The organism is Streptomyces sp. NPDC048496 (assembly GCF_043200055.1).
Classification (GTDB): domain Bacteria; phylum Actinomycetota; class Actinomycetes; order Streptomycetales; family Streptomycetaceae; genus Streptomyces.
On record NZ_JBICXB010000032.1, the window covers coordinates 14,284 to 35,114 of the forward strand.

Consider the following 20,831-nt stretch of genomic DNA (forward strand, 5'->3'; position numbering starts at 1 on the left):
AACCCCCGTCCGCTTTGGATCGGGGGTCTCGTCGAAGCTTCGCAAAGAAGTGCAGGGAACCCCGCCCGGCAGGCGGGGCTTCGGCGCAGTCGCGTGTGGAAGCCCGTGCCCGTCACGTTCGGGGCGTACCGTCGCCCTGGCAGAACGTCATGAACACGGCGTCACGCGATTGCACCGAAGCCCCACCGCGCCCGAGGGTCCTCCGCACTCCGACTCGAGGAAGAGTCAGACTCTGGCCTCTTCCCCGACCTCGGCCTGTGGAGCCGGGGACACCTTCGGCGTCCGGCGTCCGGGCATCCACCAGTTGGCCTTGCCGCACAGTTCCATCACCGCGGGGACGAGGATCATCCGGATGACGGTGGCGTCGATGAACACAGCAACGGCCATGCCCAGACCGATCTGCTTGATCGCGACGTCGTGGCCGAGCAGGGAGGTCGTGAAGACGCCGATCATGATGGCGGCCGCGGCCGTGATGACCTTGGCGGTCCGTACAAGGCCGCGAGTGACGGCCATCCGGGTGTCGCCGGTGCGCTCGTACTCCTCACGGACCCGCGAGATCAGGAAGACCTCGTAGTCCATCGACAGGCCGAACAGGACCGGGAACATCATCATCGGAACCCAGGTCGTGATCGGCATGTCGGTGGGGAACCCGAGGGCCTTGCCGAACCATCCCCACTGCACGACCGCGACGAGCACGCCGTAGGCGGCGCCGATCGACAAGAGGTTCATCACGGCGGCCTGCAGCGCGATCGTGACCGACCGGACCAGCGCGATCAGCAGCACCAGGGACATCACGATGACGACCGCGATCATCAGGGGCAGGCGCGAGCTGGTCTCCTGGGCGAAATCGATCGCGCCGGCGTTCGGGCCGCCGACGTAGATCTCTCCGCCGCCGGGTGCCTTGGGCAGCACGTCGTCGCGGAGCTCGTGCACCAGGTCCACGGTCGCCTCGTCCTGGTATCCGGTCTTGGGGAAGGCCATGAAGGTGGCGGCCTGCCCGTCCTTGCTGACCCGGGGCTGCGTGGCGTAGGCGATGCCCTCGGTCTTCCTGACCGCTTCGACGGCGGGACGCAGATCGGCGTCCTTGGAGTCGATCTGGGTGGCGAAGATCAGGGGTGCGCCGTAGCCGGGTCCGAAGCCCTCGGACACGATCTTGTATGAGGTGTAGCTGCTCCTGTCGTGGGGCTGAACACTGGCGTCGGGCAGGCTCAGCCGCATCGACAGCGCGGGCGCGGCCAGCAGCAGCAGGCCCACGCCGGCCAGCACCGCGGCGACGAGCGGCTTGCGCTGTACCACGCCGGCCCAGCGCTCGGCGGGGCTTCGGCGCTCCCGGGACGGGGTACTGACCGGCTTGTGCCGGCGGGACGTACGACGGGGCAGGCGCAGCGAGTTGATTTTGTAGCCGGTGAAACCCAGGAACGCCGGCAGCAGGGTCACCGCGGCGGCCATCGTCACCAGCACGGTCACCGACGCGCCGATGGCCACGCCGGTCATCAGCCTCTGTCCCATCGCGACCAGGCCAAGGAGCGCGATCACGACGGTCGTGCCGGCGAACAGCACCGCGTGACCTGCGGTGGTGATGGCCTTGACCGTGGCGATCTCGGGCTCGTCGCCGTCCTGCAGGCTCTCCTTGTAGCGGGTCACGATGAACAGTGCGTAGTCGATGCCGACGCCGAGCCCGATCAACGCGGCGACGAGCACAGTGAAGTCCGGCGAGGGGACCAGGTGCCCCACGAGCTTGATCAGGGCGATGCCGCCGAGGATCGCCACCAGTGCGGTCACGATCGGCAGGCCCATCGCCACCAGTGACCCGAAGGCGATGAACAGGATCACCGCTGCCGCGAGGACGCCCACGCTCTCGGCCGGACCCTGCTTGGGCGTCTCGGCCTTTTCTGCCTTGTCGCCGCCGAGGCCCAGCGTCACTCCGTCACCGGAGGCTTCCTTGACCGTGGTCACCAGGGGCTTGACCTCGGTCTTCGTCACGTTCTTGTCGGTCAGCGGGATGGTCGTACGGGCGATACGACGATCATCCGTCACCAGAGCCTTGTCCTGATACGGCGAGGTCACCGGGCCTGTAATGGGTGAGGCGGCCAGATCGGCGACGACCTTCTCGATCTTTTGCCGGGCGGCGGGGTCGTCGATCCCCTTCTCTGCCTTGATCGCGAGAGTCAGCGTGTCCCCCTGCTGCTCGGGGAAGTGCTTCTCGATCAGAACCTGCGCCTTGGCGGACCCGGAGTCTCCACCGGTGAAGTCGTTGTCGGAGGCGGCACCGAAGCGGAAGCCGACGAACGCCACAGCGATCACGCCGACGATCCAGGTCAAGAGGACCAGGCGGCGGCGCCGATAACAGAACCGGGCCAGTCCCGCCAGAGCTCCATCCTTACGGGGAGTCTCGGTTGGCATCTTCTTCTCCTCGAGTCGTTGAGCGTTGCGCTCAATACTCGTGATCAGGCTCCCCTGCGTCGACGTGCGTATGAAGGCACTATGCCGATGCCGCTACCGCGGATGGTGTACTCCATCCGCGGTACATGCGGAAGCTTCTATGGACCGTCGGGTGGTCTGCGGGAGGGGTCCGGTGGTTCGGACGATGTGGGGTGGGCGGCGGTGGACCTCGCGGACGACGGACCTTTTCGGACATCGGACGGGCCGACGAGGGAGTTGACGGCCCACCGTGTGCAGATCGGGCCCCGGTGGCGTCGCCTGTCGCCCGCGCGGCAGGCCCGTCACGTTGAGCGTCAGGGAGACTGCCCCGGGATCCCGCACGGTGGTCGCCGGCCATCCGGCACTGCGCCGCTGAACACTTCGGTGCGCCGATACGTATCTCCCGATACTGCCGTCACCGGCACTACTGCCCAGTATCTTGAACGACCAGTCAGCCGCCGGTCGTTGGAACCGGACGGTTGACTCGCCGCCGTCACGCCTCGGCCCGGGGGAGACCTTGTTGCGACGCATCAACGGAACGGCCCTCATCATCGCGGCACTTGTCGCCACGCTCGGCGCGCTCGCCTACCCCGTCTGGTCCTGCGCCGACCGTTCCGGCACCGGTCAGGCCAATCTCAACGCGTCGTCCGTCGCAACGCAGTGGGGACCGCTCTCCGCGACCGACCGGGACTTTCTCGTGAAGGTGCGCCTGGCCGGTCTGTGGGAACTGCCCGCCGGGCAGCAGGCCATCCAGCGCGCGCCGAGCGAGGCGGTCAAGGCCGCCGGGGATCATCTGGTGGTCGGGCACACGGATCTGGACCGCCGGGCCCGGGACGTGGCCGCCCCTCTCGGGGTGGAACTGCCGAACCAGCCGAACGAGCAGCAGCAGGGATGGCTGCGCGAGCTGACGGCGGCAAGCGGCGAGGACTACGAGCGGAAGTTCGCCAATCTGCTGCGGGCCGCGCACGGCAGGGTCTTCGCGCTGATCGCCCAGGTCCGGAACACCACCCGCAATTCGCTGATCCGTCCGCTGGCGACCGACGCCAACCAGACCGTGCTCGACCACATCACCATGCCGGAGGGCACCGGCTTCGTCGACTTCGACGCGATCGCCCGCGAAGCGGCGGGCACGGCGACGGCCAGCCCGACCGAGCCGCCCCCGCCGTCCGGGGGCGGGGCGCCGCCGCTACCGGTGCCCGCGGAGCCGACCGGGGACCAGCCCTTCACCTCGCGTCCGTCCACGATGCCGATGCCCTGAGCGGGACCGCACCGGTCGGCGCACCGGTCCACGCGCCGGTCCCTCTGTGGCCGGAACCTCAAATCATGCTCTGAACGTCCCCCTCTTCGGATTGGCCGCTGCCCGTCGGGGCCATTACCCCTGAACGCAGTGGAGGAGGGGGACACCATGGAGCTGGGAATCGGCATCGGCTGGCGACCGGAGATCGCGGATGCGGTGGAGGCACTGCCGGGGATCGACTGGGTGGAAGCGGTCGCGGAGAACCTCTGCGCCGACCGCCTGCCCGACTCCCTGGTACGGCTCCGCGCCCGCGGCGTGACCGTCGTCCCGCACGGCGTCTCGCTGGGCCTCGGCGGGGCCGACCGTCCCGCCCCCGGCCGGCTCTCGGACCTTGCCGCGCGGGCGACGCTGCTGGGCACACCGCTGGTCACGGAGCACATCGCCTTCGTACGGGCCGGGGGGACCCGCACCGCGTCGCCGGGGCTCGAAGCGGGCCACCTGCTGCCCGTGCCGCGGACCTGGGACGCGCTGGACGTCCTGTGCGAGAACGTCCGGATCGCGCAGGACTCGCTGCCGGTGCCGCTGGCGCTGGAGAACATCGCGGCGCTGATCGCCTGGCCGGGCGAGGAGCTGACCGAGGGCCAGTTCCTGGCCGAGCTGGTCGCGCGCACCGGGGTCCGGCTGCTGATCGACGTGGCCAACCTGCACACCAATCACGTCAACCGCGGCGAGGATCCCGCGAGGGCGCTCGACGAGCTGCCGGTGGAGGCGATCGCGTACGTGCATGTGGCGGGCGGCATCGAGAAGGACGGCGTCTGGCACGACACGCACGCCCACCCGGTGACCCGGCCCGTCCTCGACGTGCTCGCCGAGCTCCGTTCGCGGGTCGACCCGCCGGGCGTACTCCTGGAGCGCGACGCCGGCTTCCCGCCCGCGGAGGAGCTGGCGGGTGAACTGACGGCGATCCGCGCCACGCTGGACGCGGCAGGGAAGGCGGGGCCCGGACGGGGACAGGGCGCCGGGGCGTCCGGAGACGGCGTCGCCCGGATCGAACCCGCCGGGCGCCCCGCCGCCCCTCCCGCCGCACACTCCACCGCTTCTTCCCCCGGCCCCACGACCGACGCCGCCCGCGACCGCGCCGCCGTCGCCCAGACGGCGCTGCTCTCCGCCCTCGTCGCCGGCACCCCCGCCCCCGAGGGCTTCGACCACCGCCGCCTCGGTGTCCAGAGCCGCGCACTGGCCTCCAAGCGCGCCGATGTCGTCGCCAAGGTGGCGCCCGAGCTGCCCGAGATCCTCGGTGACGGCTACCGGCGCGCCTTTCTCGCGTACGCCAGGACCCGCCCCATGGCCGCCGGATACCGGCGCGACGCACTGGACTTCGCCGAGCAGCTGCTGATCGCCGGGCGCCCCACCGACGACGCCGCCCGGCGCCGGCTGACCATCTGGTGGCAGGACCGCGCGGCCGCCAGGCCGCCCCGCCGCACGACCCGGCTGCTACGGGCCGCCCGCGCCGCGCTCGTCGGGAGGTGACCGGAATGAACATCGTCGCTCTGCTGGTGACGCTGGCCGTCGCGGCCTCCTCGGCCCTCCTGATCGTGGGGCTCTCGAATGCCCGGCGCGGCCCCGGTGGCCCTGCCCACGACCTCTACGAAGTGGCATTCCTGAACGGCGGGCCGGGCAGGGTCGTGGACGCCGCACTCGCCGCCATGCAGACGGACGGACGCCTGGTGGTCGGCGGCCCCGGCATCGTCTCCGTCCAGCGGCCGGTCGCCCACGACCCGGTGGAGCGAGCCGTTCTTCAGGAGCACGCCGCCGCCCCCAGCGGTGCGCTGCACACCCTGCGGGACGCGGTGATGCGGCACCCGGCGGTGCAGGAGGTCGGTGACGGGCTCGCGGCCCGCGGACTGCTGGCCGCACCGGAGGCCACCGTGAAGTGGCGCCGCTGGGGCCTGTTCCAGGGGCTGGGCTGCCTGCTGGCCATCCCGGCCTCCTTGGCGGTGACGGTGTCACAGTTCATGGCGGAGTCCGACGAGCTCGACTTCTCCCTCCCCTTCGTCGTCAAGGTGTTCCCCGCCCTGTTCGTCGGCTTTCCGACCGGGCTGATCTGCGCGGGAGTCGCCCGCGCCCGGGTCACCAAGGCAGGGCGGCGCGCCGCCGAGCAGTACCGCGCCGCCCATGCCCACACCGCCGAACCCGCCCACCTCCTGGCGAATCTGGGGCTGCGCGCACTGCCCGATCCCGTGCTGCGGGCGCGGTTGGCGGCGGCCGCGCGGATGCGGACGGCCGGCGGGATGCGGCCGATGTCGCCCTCGCACTCCTCCTCCGGCAGCAACGACCACTTCGTCGCGACGGTGTGGTGCGCCGGTTCGGGCGGTTCCGGCTCCGGCTGCGGGAGCTCCAGCGGGACGCCGGGCGGGGGCAGCAGCTGCGGAGGAGGCAGCGGGTGCGGCGGCAGTTCCGGATCCAGTTGCGGCGGGTCGGGCGGCTCCGGCTGTTCCAGCAGCAGCTGTTCCAGCAGCAGTTGTTCAAGCAGCAGTGGATCCAGCTGCGGGGGGTCGAGCTGCGGCAGCAGCTCCTGACACCGGCACCTCGCGGTACGGGGCGAAGCCGTTCCTGGCTGGTGAGCGATCGTGCGGCGGGGCGGCACGGACCGTCGTGCCCCCGCGGGAACATGCGACCGGCCCACGCGGAGGCGGGCCGGGGACCTGCGGGGAAGGGCGGTGCGCTTCCCCGCAGGTCTCGGGATCGCCGCAGGTCGGAGCCCTCGGCGAACCCGAAGCCGAACCCGGTGTCGCTGGAGCGGCGGGCAGCGCACAGCTGTGCGCCGGCGCCCGCCGTCTGATCTTCCGGGTTGGGGTGGTCGGAGCCCGCTCGCTACGCGAGCCCGGCCACCAGGTCTGCGACGGACTTCCTGCGGCCCGTGTAGAAGGGGACCTCCTCGCGAACATGCATCCGCGCCTCGGAGGCCCGCAGATGACGCATGAGGTCGACGATGCGGTACAGCTCGTCGGCCTCGAAGGCGAGGATCCACTCGTAGTCGCCGAGCGAGAACGAGGCCACGGTGTTGGCGCGGACGTCGGGGTAGCCGCGGGCCATCTTGCCGTGGTCCGCGAGCATACGGCGGCGGTCCTCGTCGGGCAGCAGGTACCAGTCGTAGCTGCGCACGAAGGGGTACACGCTGATGTAGTTGCGCGGCGTCTCGTCGGCGAGGAACGCCGGGATGTGCGACTTGTTGAACTCGGCGGGGCGGTGCAGCGCCATGTTCGACCAGACGGGCTCCAGCGCCAGGCCCAGCTTGGTGCGCCGGAAGAGGTTGTACGCCTCCTGCAGCTCGTCCGCCGTCTCCGCGTGCCACCAGATCATGACATCGGCGTCGGCACGCAGGCCGGACACGTCGTAGGTGCCGCGGACGGTGATGTCCTTGGCCGCGAGCTGGTCGAACAGTTCCTGGACCTCGTCGGCGTAACCGGCACGGTCGGCGGGCAGCACATCGCGCAGCTTGAAGACGGACCACAGCGTGTAGCGGATGACCTCGTTGAGGTCCTTGGCCTTCTTACCGGCGTTCGGGCCCTTGGTTGATTTCACAGTCTCAGGCGCACTCATACGGCTATTGTCCCGCCTCGCTCCGTGTGCCCTGAACCGGGGTCGGAGTGGCAATGATCTCTCCCGCGGTCCCGCCCGCGATGTCCGCGGCGATCTCGTCCGCGGCCCGGTGCGCGCCGGCGATGCAGGCGGGGATGCCGACCCCGTCGTACACCGCTCCGCAGACCCGCAGGGCCGGCAGCTTGGCGACCTCGTCGCGGATCCGGGCGACCCGGGTCAGATGGCCGACGGGGTACTGGGGCAGGCCGCCGATCCACCGGGTGACCTCGGTGTCCACCGGCTTCGCGGCGAGTCCGGTGGCGTCGGCGAGGTCACGCAGCGAGACGTCGACGAGTTCGGTGTCCTCGCGGTGGAGATGGTCCTCCTCGCCGTACCGGCCGACCGAGGTGCGCAGGATGAACAGGTCGGGGGCGGCGTCGGCGACCCACTGCCACTTGTGGGTGGAGAAGGTGGAGGCCTTGATCGTACGGCCGTCGACCGGCGGCACGAGGAAGCCGGAGCGCCCGCCGAGGGCGCCCGTGGTCGCCACGTCGGAGCGTCGGAACGCCAGGGTGACCAGCGCCATCGACGCGTACTCGACGCCCGCGAGCTCGGCGGAGGCGGCCGGGGACTCGGCAGCCAGCAGCGTCGACGCGGACCAGGCGGGGGCGGCGAGGACGATGCCGTCGGCGGCGATCACCCGGGTGTCGGTGCGGACGTCCCAGCCGTCGGCGGTACGGGTCAGGCCCAGGACGGGCGTGGCGGTGATGATCTCGCCGCCTCCGGCGCGCACGGCGTCGGCGACCGCCTCCGGCAGGGTGCCGATGCCGCCGTCGATGCCCTGGAAGACCGGGCCGGTCTGATGCCGGGCTGCGGCCTGCCGCTGGATGCGCTGCACGCCGTCGAGCAGCGAGCCGCCCTCCTGGACCACCTCGAAGAGCTGCGGCACGGCTGCGCGCATCGAGATCCGGTAGGCGTCGCCCGCGTAGACGCCGCCGAGCAGGGGCTCCACGAGCCGGTCGACAACCTCGCGGCCCAGCCGGTCGGCGACATACGCGCCGACCGCGACATCGTCGCCGACCGCGGTCGGCGTGAGGTCCCGTTCCTGCGCGATGCGGGCGAGACCCTCCGGGGAGATCACCCCGCTGAGTGCGTCGGGGTCGCCCGGGACTCCCATCACATGGCCCTTGGGCATCGGCCGGAGATCGCCCCGCGTCCAGACCGACGCGATGGCGGTGGCGGGTGGCTGAAGACGGTCGCCGAGCCCGACGGCGCGCGCCAGGTCGACCGCCTCGGGTCGTCTGGCAAGCACCGACTCCGCACCCAGATCGACCCGGGTGCCGGCGATCTCACCGGTCATGAGCTTGCCGCCCAGCCGGTCGGTCGCCTCCAGGAGCGTGACCCTCAGTCCTGCGCCGATGAGCCGGTGGGCGGCCGCGAGTCCGGCGATGCCGCCGCCGATGACGACGACATGACCCGTACCTGTGTCCACGCGGTGTGTTGAACGCTGCATGCCTCCACTCTCTCAGACCCCTTCCGAGTCCTGACCGTGACCGCTTCGAAATCGGTAAAGGGCAACCCGCACCCCCGTCTCGCACGTCGAACCGACACCATCAACCACCCGCCCCGGGGGAGCAGTTATGCAGAGAACACGTCATTCGAGCCGTTCGTCCACCTGTCGTTCACGCACGGTGCTCGCCGCCGGGATGCTTGCCGCGCTGCTCGCGCTGAGCGGTTGCGGCGGCGCCGACGACAGCTCCGACAGCAAGAGCGCGATGGACTCCGCAGACAACAAGGCGGCGGCTCCTGCGGAGCGCGCCGAATCCGCCGGCGGGGAGTCGGACCGGGCGGCCTCGAACGGCAGCCCGGCTCAGTCGGCGAAGCCCACGTCGCTGACGACCGCCCATGTCATCCGTAAGGCCTCGCTCTCCGTGGAGGTGAAAAGCGTGCCGAAGGCGGCCGCGGCGGCCCGTTCGGTCACGGAGGACGCGGGCGGGCTGGTGGCGAACGAGTCCACCGACCGGATCGACGACCTGCGCGAGACGTCGCACCTGGTGCTGCGGGTGCCGCAGGCCGAGTACGACGCCGTGCTGCGGAAGCTGGCGGGCGGCGGGAAACTGCTGTCCCGTACGTCGGAGGCGAAGGACGTCACCGATCAGGTCGTCGACGTGGAGAGCCGGATCGCCACCCAGCGGGCGAGCGTCGCCCGGGTCCGGAAACTGATGGACCGGGCCGAGAAGATTGCCGATGTGGTCGCCCTGGAAGGGGAACTGAGCAATCGCCAGGCAGAGCTGGAGTCGCTGCTCGCCCGGCAGGAGTCGCTCAAGGACCGCACCACCCTGGCCACGATCACCCTCGACCTCGCCGAGCCGGAGCCCTCGGCGCAGGGCGCGGACGGCGACGATCCGGGGTTCGTGGACGCGCTCGGCGGCGGCTGGCACGCGTTCGTGACCATGGTGAAGTGGATCGCGATGGCGGTGGGTGCGGCGGCGCCGTTCCTGGCGGCCGCGGCCGCGCTGCTGCTGCTCTGGCGGCTGGTGCGCACCCGGCTCACCCGGCGCCGCACGCCCCGGGCGGCCGAGCACGCCTCCGTACCGGCGGCGGCGCCCGAGCATGCCTCCGTACCGCCGGAGACTCCGTCCGCTCCCTGAGGGTCGTAGCGTGGTCCCTTCGTACTCGACGCTCGAAGGGACCCGGCATGGCAGCGGAGCGACTGGTGGTCATCGGTGGGGACGCGGCGGGCATGTCCGCCGCGTCCCAGGCCCGCCGGCTCAAGGGGCCGGGCGAGATGGACATCGTCGCCTTCGAGCGCGGCCACTTCACCTCGTACTCCGCCTGCGGCATCCCCTACTGGGTCGGCGGAGACGTCGAGCAGCGGGACGACCTCATCGCCCGTACGCCCGAGGAGCACCGGGCCCGCGCCATCGATCTGCGGATGCGCACCGAGGTGACGGAGATCGATGTCGCCGGGCAGCGGGTGCGCGCGCTGGACCGGGAGACCGGCGATACATACTGGGCCGGCTTCGACAAGCTGGTGATCGCGACCGGTGCCCGGCCGGTGCGCCCCGCGCTGCCCGGCATGGACGCGGCCGGGGTGCACGGGGTGCAGACCCTGGACGACGGTCAGGCGCTGCTGGACTCCCTGGACCGGGCGCCCGGTCGGCGCGCGGTCGTTGTCGGCGCCGGTTACATCGGTGTCGAGATGGCGGAGGCGCTGCTGAAGCACGGCTTCGAGGTGACGGTCCTCAACCGCGGGGAGCAGCCGATGGCGACGCTCGACCCCGACATGGGGCGCCTGGTCCACGACGCGATGGACGGTCTGGGGATCACAACGGTGAACCGGGCCCGGGTCAGCAAGATCATCACCGGCGCCGACGGCCGGGTCGGCGCGGTCGCCACGGAGGAGGGGACCTACCCCGCGGACGTGGTGGTGCTCGGCATCGGCGTCGAACCGGAGACGACGCTGGCCCGCGCGGCCGGCCTCCCGGTCGGCCCGCACGGCGGCCTGCTCACCGATCTGTCGATGCGGGTCGTCGGGCACGACAACATCTGGGCGGGCGGCGACTGCGTCGAGGTTCTCGACCTGGTGGCGGGCCGCACCCGGCATATCGCGCTGGGCACCCACGCCAACAAGCACGGCCAGATCATCGGGTCCAATGCGGGCGGCGGGTACGGGACATTCCCGGGCGTGGTCGGTACGGCGGTCAGCAAGGTCTGCGACCTGGAGATCGCCCGGACGGGGCTGCGGGAGAAGGACGCCCGCGCGGTGGGGCTGCGGTTCGTCACGGCGACGATCGAGTCGACCGGGCGGGCGGGCTACTACCCGGGCACTCGGCCGATGACGGTGAAGATGCTCGCGGAGTACCGCACGGGCCGGCTGCTCGGCGTACAGATCGTGGGCCGGGACGGAGCGGCGAAGCGCGTCGACATCGCGGCGGTCGCACTCACCGCGGGGATGACGGTGGAGCAGATGACGGCGCTCGACCTGGGATATGCCCCGCCGTTCTCGCCTGTGTGGGACCCGGTCCTGGTGGCGGCGCGCAAGACGGTCCAGGCCGTGCGCGCGGCGGGTGTGTAGGAGAACTCTCCGTCGTCAGGCGGACGGACGGTCACTCCATGGTCGCCGAATGGGACGAAATGGACACGGTGAATTGAATCGATCACGTGATCCGACACTCCGTACGCGCGCTCCGCGCCGCGCCCCCGAATGCACTGCTCGCCGCGGAACCCGAGGGTTTCACGGCGAGCAGGGTGCGTTTCGGCGACCGGTTCAGCGGGCCGTCTGCGTGTGGACGTACTCGACGAGCCGGGTCAGTGCGTCCGGGTCGGTCGTCGGCATTACGCCGTGCCCCAGGTTGAAGATGTGACCTTCCAGACCGGCGGCCGCGTCCAGCACCTCACGCGTCTTCGCCTCCACCGTCGCCGTCGGCGCGAACAGCACCGCCGGGTCGAGGTTGCCCTGGAGCGCCTTGCCGGGTCCGACCCGGCGCGCGCCCTCGTCCATCGGGACCCGCCAGTCGACGCCGACGACATCCGCGCCCGCCTCGCCCATCAGCCCGAGCAGTTCACCGGTGCCGACGCCGAAGTGGATGCGCGGGACGCCGTACGAGGCAACCGCGTCGAAGACCTTCGCGGAGGCCGGCATCACGGAGCGGCGGTAGTCGGCGGGGGCGAGCGCGCCGACCCAGGAGTCGAAGAGCTGCACGGCCGAGGCGCCCGCCTCGATCTGCACCTTCAGGAACGCACCGGTGATCTCCGCCAGCCGGTCGAGCAGCTCGGCCCAGAGCTCCGGCTCGCCGTACATCATCGCCTTGGTGCGCTCGTGGCTGCGGGACGGGCCGCCCTCCACGAGGTAGCTCGCCAGAGTGAACGGCGCACCGGCGAACCCGATCAGCGGCGTCGACCCGAGTTCCGCGGTGAGCATGCCAATGGCCTCGGTGACGTAGTGGACGTCCTCCGGCGTGAGGTCACGCAGCCTGGCCAGGTCGGCTCGGGTACGGATCGGGTCCGCGACGACCGGACCGACGCCGGGCTTGATGTCGAGGTCGATCCCGATGGCCTTGAGGGGGACGACGATGTCGCTGAAGTAGATCGCCGCGTCGACCTTGTGGCGGCGTACGGGCTGCAGCGTGATCTCCGTGACCAGCTCCGGCATCATGCAGGAGTCGAGCATCGCGATGCCCTCGCGCACCTTCAGGTACTCGGGCAGCGAGCGCCCCGCCTGACGCATGAACCAGACCGGCGTGTGCGGCACGGGCTCGCGGCGGCACGCCTTCAGGAACGCCGACTCATGGGTGGCGGAGGTCTTCGTCTGCTGGCCCGAGGGGCTGTCGTTGGCGCTCACGCACAGAATCTTCGCATGAAGCGGTAAGGAGCCGAGCCCCGCAGGGTGTCCCTCCCTGCACGAGGCTCCGGTTCCGCCTACTCTTCCCCGCATGGCTCCGGCTCAGGGACAATTTTCCGAACATTCCGACAGCGCTGACGGCAAGGACAGTGCGGAGGGCAGTTCCGTCCCGCCCGCGTTCCGGTCGGCGGTGGACGCGTTGCGCTCTGCGCGGCTCCGCCCTGAGCTGGAAGTGGAGCCGACTCGGCCGCCCCAGCGCCTCGCTCCGCACGCGTACGCCGTGGAGGCGGCGGTCGTCGACGGCGAGGACGATCTCGCCGACGGCCGCCTCGTGCTGCTGCACGATCCGGCCGGGCATGACGCCTGGCAGGGCACATTCCGCCTGGTCACGCTGGTACGTGCCGAGCTGGAGCCGGAGATGGCGTCCGACCCGCTGCTGCCGGAGGTGTGCTGGTCCTGGCTGACCGGCGCGCTGGAGGCGCGGGGCCTGTCGTACGGGGAGGCGGGCGGCACAGTCACCCGCGCCGGTTCCCATTACTTCGGGACGCTGGCCGAGCGGCGCCCGGCGACCCAGATCGAGATCCGTGCGTCCTGGACGCCGCGCGAGGGGCGTGGCGGGGTGCCGGACACGGCGGCGCATCTGGCGGCGTGGGGAGATCTGCTGTGCCAGATCGCCGGTCTGCCGCCGTCGGGACCCGCCGACGCGGCGGTGGTGACACTGCCCCAGCGGCGCGGCCCGCAGGCGCCGTAGCGGGGCCACGCCGGGCGGACTCCCAGGGGCGGGTCCCAGGGCCGGGTGCGCCATGTGGGTGCGTAGGCCGGATGCGCCATGTGGGTGCGCAGGCCGGACGCGGAGGCGGATCCCGCCTACGCCGGTTCCGTATCCCACCGATTCCGTTGTGCCCATTCCTTGTAGCCGGTCCGAAACCGGATCCGGGACCCAGGTTCCGCGCGGCGGCTCCGACAGAGGGCCCGGTATGCCGGTTCCGTTCCCCCGGTTCCTCACGCCGGCGCGGCCCGTCGCTCCGCGGCCGGATGCCGCACGCCCGGTCGCGCCGTCGTATCCGCACCCCCGGCCCCGCACGCCGGGTCGCACCGCCGCAACCCCCGGACGCCCGGTCCTGCCTGCAGTGTCCCGCCGTCGGTGCCGTACGCCGGATCCCGCACGCCCGTCCCGGCCGCCGGAGCACGCGGCACCGGACCGTGCCGCGCGTCCCGGCGACCGGGTCCTGTCCTCGACGGCGCGTCACAGGCTTCGCACAGCCACCGGCATTCTTTTCGTACAATCGATCGCCCGTCCGATTTGTCCGAATTGTTACGCATGAAATCGTGATCTTCCTCTAAAGGAGGACGGGTCTGCTGCCGAAGAGGTCAATGACCCTTCAAGCACGGTTCGCCCCGGCTTCATCCCCGAGCCGGCCCGTCCCGCCACTCCCCAGGAGGCCTGGTGTCCGTTCTCCTAGAGCAGCCCGCAAGCCTGGTCGCCTACCGCCCGAACAAGCCGACGGCCATGGTCGTCGTGGCCGACCCCCGCGTCCGTTCCACCGTCACCCGCCACCTGTGGGCCCTCGGAGTACGTGACGTCATCGAGGCGTCGTCCATCGCGGAGGCCCGTCCCCGCGTCGGCAACCCGCGCGACATCTGTGTTGCCGACGTCCATCTGCCCGACGGTTCCGGGCTGACCCTGTTGTCCGAAACCCGAGCCGCCGGCTGGCCGAACGGCCTCGCCCTCTCCGCCGCCGATGACATCGGCGCCGTACGCAACGCCCTCGCGGGCGGCGTGAAGGGTTATGTCGTCACCGGCACGCGCACCAATATCGGCCACCCGACCCGACCCGGCGTCGCCCCCATCGGCGCCAACGCCGCCCGTATGCACCGCCGGCCCCCCGGCACCCCGAGCCACCCGGGCGGCTACCGCGAACTGTCCGGCCGCGAGGTGGAGGTGCTCCGGCTGGTTGCCGAAGGCCAGTCCAACAAGGCCATCGGCGTCTCCATGGGGCTCTCCGCCCTGACGGTCAAGAGCCACCTCGCCCGCATCGCCCGCAAGCTCGGCACCGGTGACCGCGCCGGAATGGTCGCCGTGGCCCTGCGCACGGGCATCATCCACTGACCCCGGCACGCCGGCCGGCGTGTACCGAGATACGGACCCGGCTGGTTTACATTCATCGGCGCCCGTCGACGGAACGTTCCGTCGACGGGCGCCGTGCATACACAGATACCCTTGACACGTGACCGACGCCCAAGAGACCGCAGCAGACACTTCACTGCGAACCACCGGGGGCGCTCCCCCGGCCGACGTCGCCCCGGCGCCGATCCCCTTGCTCGAACCTCGCGAGGGCATTCCCCCGGTGGTGGCCTCCGACGACGCCCTTGCCCGGATGGTCGCGGCCTTCGCCGCGGGCACCGGCCCCGTCGCCGTCGATGCCGAGCGCGCATCCGGCTACCGCTACGGCCAGCGCGCCTATCTCGTACAGCTGCGCCGGGAGGGTGCGGGCAGCGCGCTGATCGACCCGGTCGGCTGCCCCGACCTGTCGTCGCTCGGCGAGGCGCTGCTGGGCAGCGAGTGGATCCTGCACGCCGCCACGCAGGACCTGCCCTGTCTGCGCGAAATAGGGATGACCCCCACCGGGCTCTTCGATACGGAGCTCGCCGGGCGGCTGGCCGGGTTCCCGCGGGTCGGCCTCGGCGCGATGGTCGAGAGCGTGCTCGGTTACGCGCTGGAGAAGGGGCACTCCGCCGTCGACTGGTCCACCCGCCCGCTGCCCGACCCCTGGCTCCGCTATGCCGCGCTCGATGTCGAGCTGCTGATCGATCTGCGCGACGCCCTGGAGGGGGAGCTCGACCGTCAGGGCAAGCTGGAGTGGGCGCAGGAGGAGTTCGACGCGATCGCCTCGGCGCCGCCCGCTCCCCCGCGCAAGGACCCGTGGCGCCGTACGTCCGGCATGCACAAGGTGCGCCGTCGCCGCCAGATGGCGGTCGTACGGGAACTGTGGAACGCCCGCGACCAGGTCGCGCAGCGCCGTGACATCTCGCCCGGCAAGGTGCTCGGCGACGCGGCGATCGTCGAGGCGGCCCTCTCGCTGCCGGCCAACGTCCAGTCCCTGACCGCCCTGCCCGGCTTCGGCCACCGGATGGGACGGCGTCAGCTGGAGCAGTGGCAGGCGGCCGTCGACCGGGCCAGGGCGCTGCCCGAAGCCGAGCTCCCTCAGCCGGGCCAGCCTCTCGCGGGCCCGCCGCCGCCACGTTCCTGGGCGGACAAGGACCCGGCGGCCGCCGCCCGGCTGTCGGCGGCCCGCGCCGCGGTGTCGGAACTCGCCGAGCGGCTGCACATGCCGCAGGAGAACCTGATCACGCCGGACACGGTGCGCCGCCTCTGCTGGGAGCCGCCGAAGAATCCCACGCCGGGCGCGGTCGAGGACGCGCTCGTCGCGTACGGGGCGCGGCGCTGGCAGGTCGAACAGGTGGCGCCGCTGCTGTTCCGCGCGCTGGCCGAGGCCGCCTGAGCGGTTTCCCGAGGTCGAATTCGGGCCAGGTTGCGCGGCCCGCGACCGCGCCGTCTCGTCCATCGCCGGGCGGGCTCATCGCGAGCCCGCCCGGCGATCGGCGTTTCCGGCCTGTCCGGCAATGGAGGGTGAAACGGCCGCCCGCCCGCCCCGCCCGCATGTGACCTTCGCCGCTCCCGTCGTGGGGGGTGGGCAGTCTGGTTACTCGCAAGTAGCATGAGGGGATGCGGCACGCCTCCGGGGCGTGCTCCGCAGCAGTGCCACCCCGCACCCTGGAGGAGAGCCATCGTGCCTCGTACCATCCGGGACGTCGTCTTCGTCGACGGCGTCCGCACCCCGTTCGGCAAGGCGGGCCCGAAGGGCATCTACCACGAGACCCGCGCCGACGATCTCGTTGTGAAGGCCATCCGGGAGCTGCTGCGCCGCAACCCGGACCTGGACCCCGCCCGTATCGACGAGGTCGCCATCGCCGCGACCACCCAGATCGGCGACCAGGGCCTGACGCTGGGCCGGACCGCCGGAATCCTGGCCGGTCTGCCGCAGTCGGTGCCCGGCTACTCCATCGACCGCATGTGTGCGGGCGCCCTGACCGCCGTCACGTCGACGGCCGGTTCCATCGCCTTCGGCGCGTACGACGTCGTCGTCGCCGGTGGTGTCGAGCACATGGGCCGCCACCCGATGGGCGAGGGCGTGGACCCGAACCCGCGCTTTGTGTCGGAGAAACTGGTCGACGAGTCCGCCCTGTTCATGGGCATGACCGCCGAGAACCTGCACGACCGCTACCCGCAGATCACCAAGCAGCGCGCCGACGAGTACGCCGTGCGCTCGCAGGAGAAGGCCGCCAAGGCGTACGCCAACGGCAAGATCCAGCAGGACCTGGTACCGATCTCGGTGCGCAACACCAACGCGGAGGTCGGCGAGACGGGCTGGGGCCTGGTCACCGCCGACGAGCCGATGCGCCCGGGCACCACGCTGGAGTCCCTGGCCGGCCTGAAGACGCCGTTCCGTACGCACGGCCGCGTCACCGCGGGTAACGCCGCCGGTCTCAACGACGGCGCCACCGCCTCGCTGCTCGCCGCCGAGGACGTCGCCCGCGAGCTCGGTCTCCCGGTCAAGATGCGTCTCGTCTCGTACGCCTTCGCAGGTGTCGAGCCGGAGGTCATGGGCTACGGCCCGATCCCGTCGACCGAGAAGGCCCTCGCCAAGGCCGGTCTGTCGATCGGTGACATCGGTCTCTTCGAGATCAACGAGGCGTTCGCCGTCCAGGTGCTCGCCTTCCTCGACCACTACGGCATCGCCGACGACGACGCGCGTGTCAACCAGTACGGCGGCGCCATCGCCTACGGTCACCCGCTGGCCTCCTCGGGTGTGCGTCTGATGACGCAGCTGGCCCGCCAGTTCGAGGAGCAGCCGAGCGTCCGCTACGGCCTGACCACCATGTGTGTCGGCTTCGGCATGGGCGCGACGGTCGTCTGGGAGAACCCGCACTTCGACAAGGCAGACGGAGGCAACAAGTGAGTTCCACCACTGAGCTTCTGAAGGGCGCAGCCGAGCTGTTCCCGGGTGAGGTCGTCACGCAGGCGCACGTACGCCACCTCGACCTCCCTGCGGGTGCGGGCAGGTTCGCCCTCATCACGCTGGACAACGGCCTGGACCACACCAAGCCGACCACCTTCGGACCGCAGTCGCTGGCGAACCTGAACGCCGCCGTCGACCAGGTCGAGAAGGAGGCCGCCGAGGGCGCGATCGCCGGTATCGGTATCACCGGCAAGCCGTTCATCTTCGCGGTCGGCGCCGACCTCAAGGGCGTCGAGCTGCTGAAGAACCGCGACGACGCGCTGGCCATCGGCAAGGGCGGACACGACGTCTTCCGCCGTCTCTCCGGTCTCGCGGTCCCGACGTTCGCGTACTACAACGGCGCGGCGATGGGCGGCGGTGTCGAGGTCGGTCTGCACTGCTCGTACCGCACTGTCTCCAAGGCGCTGCCCGCGTTCTCGCTGCCCGAGGTCTTCCTCGGTCTGGTCCCCGGCTGGGGCGGCTGCGCCCTGCTGCCGAACCTGATCGGCGCCGACCGCGCGGTCTCGGTGATCATCGAGAACTCGCTGAACCAGAACCGCCAGCTGAAGGGCAAGCAGGTCTTCGAGCTCGGGATCGCCGATGCCCTCTTCGAGGGCGCGGACTTCCTGGAGCAGTCGCTGATCTGGACCGCGAACGTGCTGAACGGCACGGTCACGGTGGAGCGCCCCGAGATCGACCGCGGTGACGCCTGGGACCAGGCCGTCGCCCGCGGCAAGGCCATCGCCGACTCCAAGGTGCACGGCGCCGCCCCGGCCGCGTACCGCGCGCTGGAGATCATCGCCGCGGCGAAGGACGGCGACCTGAGCGCCGGCTTCGACGCCGAGGACCAGGCCCTCGCGGACCTGATCATGGGCGGCGAGCTGCGCTCCGGGATCTACTCCTTCAACCTGGTCCAGAAGCGCGCCAAGCGCCCGGCCGGCGCCCCGGACAAGAACCTGGCCCGCCCGGTCACCAAGGTCGGCGTGGTGGGCGCGGGCCTGATGGCTTCGCAGCTCGCTCTTCTCTTCCTCCGCCGCCTCGAGGTCCCGGTCGTCCTCACCGACATCGACCAGGAGCGCGTCGACAAGGGTGTGGGCTACGTCCACGCCGAGATCGAGAAGCTGCTGGGCAAGGGCAGGATCAACCAGGACAAGGCCAACCGCCTCAAGGCCCTGGTCACCGGTGTGCTGGACAAGGCCGAGGGCTTCTTTGACGCCGACTTCATCATCGAGGCCGTCTTCGAGGAGATCGGCGTCAAGCAGCAGGTGTTCGCGGAGGTCGAGGCGGTCGCCCCGGCGCACGCGATCCTCGCCACCAACACCTCGTCCCTCTCGGTCACCGAGATGGCGTCGAAGCTGCAGCACCCGGAGCGGGTCGTCGGCTTCCACTTCTTCAACCCGGTCGCGATCCTCCCGCTGCTGGAGATCGTCCGCGGCGAGCAGACCGACGACGCCTCGCTCGCCACGGCGTTCGGTGTGGCACGGAAGCTGAAGAAGACCGCGGTGCTGGTGAAGGACGCCCCGGCGTTCGTCGTCAACCGGATCCTCACCCGCTTCATGGGCGAGATCCAGAACGTCATCGACGAGGGCACCCCGGTCGAGGTCGCCGAGAAGGCCATCGAGCCCCTCGGTCTGCCGATGTCCCCGCTGGTGCTCCTGGAACTGGTCGGCCCGGCCATCGGTCTGCATGTCTCCGAGACCCTGAACCGCGCCTTCCCGGAGCGTTTCACCGTCTCCGAGAACCTGGCGGCGGTCGTCAAGGCCGGCAAGCGCGGCTTCTACGTGTACGACTCCGGCAAGCCGGAGCTGGACCCGGAGGTCGCCGCGCTCCTCAAGCAGGGCGATGTCGTCCTGTCCGCGGAGCAGGTCCGCGACCGAGTCCTGGACGCAGTCGCGCAGGAGATCGGTCTGATGCTGGACGAGGGCGTCGTCGCCGAGGCCCAGGACATCGACCTCTGCCTGATCACCGGCGCGGGCTGGCCCTTCCACCTGGGCGGCATCACGCCGTACCTGGACCGTGAGGGCGTCTCGGAGCGGGTGAACGGCAAGAAGTTCCTGGCGCAGGGCGTGGCGAGCGTTCCGGCGTAACAGCACCACTGCGAACGCGGTGAGGGCCGTACGGGATCACTCCCGTACGGCCCTCATTGATTCAGCTTCCCGCATGTCACGGGCCGGCCTGCTACCGGATGCCCTCTTCCTGCACGAACTCGCCCAGCCAGGCACGGAATTCCGGGCCGAGGTCCTCGCGCTCGCAGGCCAGCCGGACGACGGCACGCAGGTAGTCGCCGCGATCCCCGGTGTCGTAGCGGCGACCGCGGAAGACCACCGCATGCACGGGACCACCGAGAGTCGGATCGAGGGCCAACTGACGTAGGGCATCTGTCAGTTGGACCTCACCGCCGCGGCCCGGCGGGGTCTTGCGCAGGATCTCGAAGATCTGCGGGGCGAGGACGTACCGCCCGATCACGGCGAGATTGCTGGGCGCGGTGCCAGGTTCGGGCTTCTCCACGAGATCGGTGACGGCCAATACGTCGCCCGCCTCATCGCCCGAGGGGGCCACAGCTGCGCATCCGTACAGGTGCGTCCGGTCGTCCTCGACCTCCATGAGCGCCACGACGCTACCGCCACGCTGCTCCTGGACCTCCAGCATCCGGGCGAGCAGCAAATCGCGCTCGTCGATGAGGTCATCGCCGAGCAACACCGCGAACGGGGCGTCGCCGACATGCGGTTCGGCGCAGAGGACGGCGTGGCCCAGGCCGAGCGGGTTGCCCTGCCGCACGTAGTGGACGTCGGCCAGTTCGCTTGACTCACGGACCTGGCGCAGCTTGCCGAGGTCGCCCTTCAGCTCCAGCAGATGCTCCAGTTCGTAGGCACGGTCGAAGTGGTCCTCCAGGGCCCGCTTGTTACGGCCGGTGACCATGAGCACGTCATCGAGTCCGCTGCGTACGGCCTCCGCCACGACGTACTCGATGGCGGGCCGATCCACGACCGGGAGCATCTCCTTGGGAGTCGCCTTGGTCGCGGGGAGGAATCGGGTGCCAAGACCCGCGGCCGGGATGACGGCCTTGCGGGTGCGGCAGTGGTGCGTAGGCATGAACGTGTACTCCACAGCGGGCGGCGGATATGACGATGTGACGGGACGGAGGCCCGGAGCCGGGCCCGAGGCCGGGGATCCAGGGCCGGAAAGA

Annotated in this window: 15 protein-coding genes; 10 read left to right on the forward strand and 5 right to left on the reverse strand. The window is 71.0% G+C overall.

Going from position 1 to position 20,831, the window contains the following annotated elements; genetic code table 11:
- Positions 1-225: 225 nt before the first annotated feature.
- Entirely contained in the window at positions 226-2,403 is a 2,178-nt protein-coding gene (locus ACGFSA_RS24725) for an MMPL family transporter (protein ID WP_393307657.1), read from the reverse strand.
- Positions 2,404-2,941: 538 nt separating this feature from the next.
- On the opposite strand from ACGFSA_RS24725, the gene ACGFSA_RS24730 reads away from it, so the two are divergent.
- The 3 genes from ACGFSA_RS24730 to ACGFSA_RS24740 all read left to right on the forward strand — a co-directional run bounded on the left by ACGFSA_RS24730 (position 2,942) and on the right by ACGFSA_RS24740 (position 6,237).
- A complete protein-coding gene (locus ACGFSA_RS24730) occupies positions 2,942-3,679 on the forward strand; it encodes a DUF4142 domain-containing protein (RefSeq protein ID WP_393307659.1) in 738 nt (245 codons plus the stop codon).
- Positions 3,680-3,826: 147 nt separating this feature from the next.
- Positions 3,827-5,188 (forward strand): DUF692 domain-containing protein, encoded by a 1,362-nt coding sequence (locus ACGFSA_RS24735; protein ID WP_393307661.1) that lies wholly within the window; start codon positions 3,827-3,829, stop codon positions 5,186-5,188.
- A 5-nt stretch (positions 5,189-5,193) separates the two neighbouring features.
- Positions 5,194-6,237: a TIGR04222 domain-containing membrane protein gene (locus ACGFSA_RS24740; RefSeq protein ID WP_393307663.1), complete on the forward strand. Its 1,044-nt coding sequence runs from the start codon at positions 5,194-5,196 to the stop codon at positions 6,235-6,237.
- A gap of 295 nt (positions 6,238-6,532) precedes the next feature.
- Here ACGFSA_RS24740 and hemQ read toward each other — a convergent pair whose 3' ends face one another.
- Positions 6,533-7,261: a hydrogen peroxide-dependent heme synthase gene (hemQ, locus tag ACGFSA_RS24745; RefSeq protein ID WP_393307665.1), complete on the reverse strand. Its 729-nt coding sequence runs from the start codon at positions 7,259-7,261 to the stop codon at positions 6,533-6,535.
- Between the two features lie 4 nt (positions 7,262-7,265).
- Entirely contained in the window at positions 7,266-8,753 is a 1,488-nt protein-coding gene (gene hemG / locus ACGFSA_RS24750; protein WP_393307667.1) for a protoporphyrinogen oxidase, read from the reverse strand.
- A gap of 127 nt (positions 8,754-8,880) precedes the next feature.
- On the opposite strand from hemG, the gene ACGFSA_RS24755 reads away from it, so the two are divergent.
- Together ACGFSA_RS24755 and ACGFSA_RS24760 are read left to right on the forward strand one after the other, a co-directional pair.
- Entirely contained in the window at positions 8,881-9,891 is a 1,011-nt protein-coding gene (locus ACGFSA_RS24755) for a DUF4349 domain-containing protein (protein ID WP_393307669.1), read from the forward strand.
- 47 nt (positions 9,892-9,938) lie between these two features.
- A complete protein-coding gene (locus tag ACGFSA_RS24760; RefSeq protein WP_393307671.1) occupies positions 9,939-11,318 on the forward strand; it encodes an FAD-dependent oxidoreductase in 1,380 nt (459 codons plus the stop codon).
- Between the two features lie 192 nt (positions 11,319-11,510).
- On the opposite strand, the gene hemE is transcribed toward ACGFSA_RS24760, so the two are convergent.
- On the reverse strand, positions 11,511-12,584 hold the full coding sequence (gene hemE, locus ACGFSA_RS24765; RefSeq protein ID WP_393307673.1) for a uroporphyrinogen decarboxylase: 1,074 nt from the start codon (positions 12,582-12,584) through the stop codon (positions 11,511-11,513).
- 91 nt (positions 12,585-12,675) lie between these two features.
- Here hemE and ACGFSA_RS24770 point away from each other — a divergent pair, with 91 nt between their 5' ends.
- The 5 genes from ACGFSA_RS24770 (at position 12,676) to ACGFSA_RS24790 (ending at position 19,731) form a co-directional block, all read left to right on the forward strand.
- The gene (locus ACGFSA_RS24770) at positions 12,676-13,335 is read left to right on the forward strand and encodes a DUF3000 domain-containing protein (RefSeq protein ID WP_393307675.1); all 660 of its coding nucleotides are present in this window, start codon (positions 12,676-12,678) and stop codon (positions 13,333-13,335) included.
- A gap of 696 nt (positions 13,336-14,031) precedes the next feature.
- Entirely contained in the window at positions 14,032-14,694 is a 663-nt protein-coding gene (locus tag ACGFSA_RS24775; RefSeq protein WP_024488613.1) for a response regulator transcription factor, read from the forward strand.
- A 118-nt stretch (positions 14,695-14,812) separates the two neighbouring features.
- A complete protein-coding gene (locus ACGFSA_RS24780; protein ID WP_393307678.1) occupies positions 14,813-16,087 on the forward strand; it encodes an HRDC domain-containing protein in 1,275 nt (424 codons plus the stop codon).
- A 288-nt stretch (positions 16,088-16,375) separates the two neighbouring features.
- On the forward strand, positions 16,376-17,605 hold the full coding sequence (locus ACGFSA_RS24785) for a thiolase family protein (protein ID WP_393307680.1): 1,230 nt from the start codon (positions 16,376-16,378) through the stop codon (positions 17,603-17,605).
- The gene (locus ACGFSA_RS24790; RefSeq protein ID WP_393307682.1) at positions 17,602-19,731 is read left to right on the forward strand and encodes a 3-hydroxyacyl-CoA dehydrogenase NAD-binding domain-containing protein; all 2,130 of its coding nucleotides are present in this window, start codon (positions 17,602-17,604) and stop codon (positions 19,729-19,731) included. Before ACGFSA_RS24785 ends, ACGFSA_RS24790 begins: the two co-directional genes overlap by 4 nt.
- A gap of 91 nt (positions 19,732-19,822) precedes the next feature.
- Here the strand turns inward: ACGFSA_RS24790 and galU are convergent, their stop codons facing one another.
- Positions 19,823-20,737 carry a UTP--glucose-1-phosphate uridylyltransferase GalU gene (gene galU, locus ACGFSA_RS24795; RefSeq protein WP_393307684.1) on the reverse strand — a complete coding sequence of 305 codons (915 nt, stop codon included), beginning with the start codon at positions 20,735-20,737 and terminating at the stop codon, positions 19,823-19,825.
- Between the last annotated feature and the right edge of the window lie 94 nt (positions 20,738-20,831).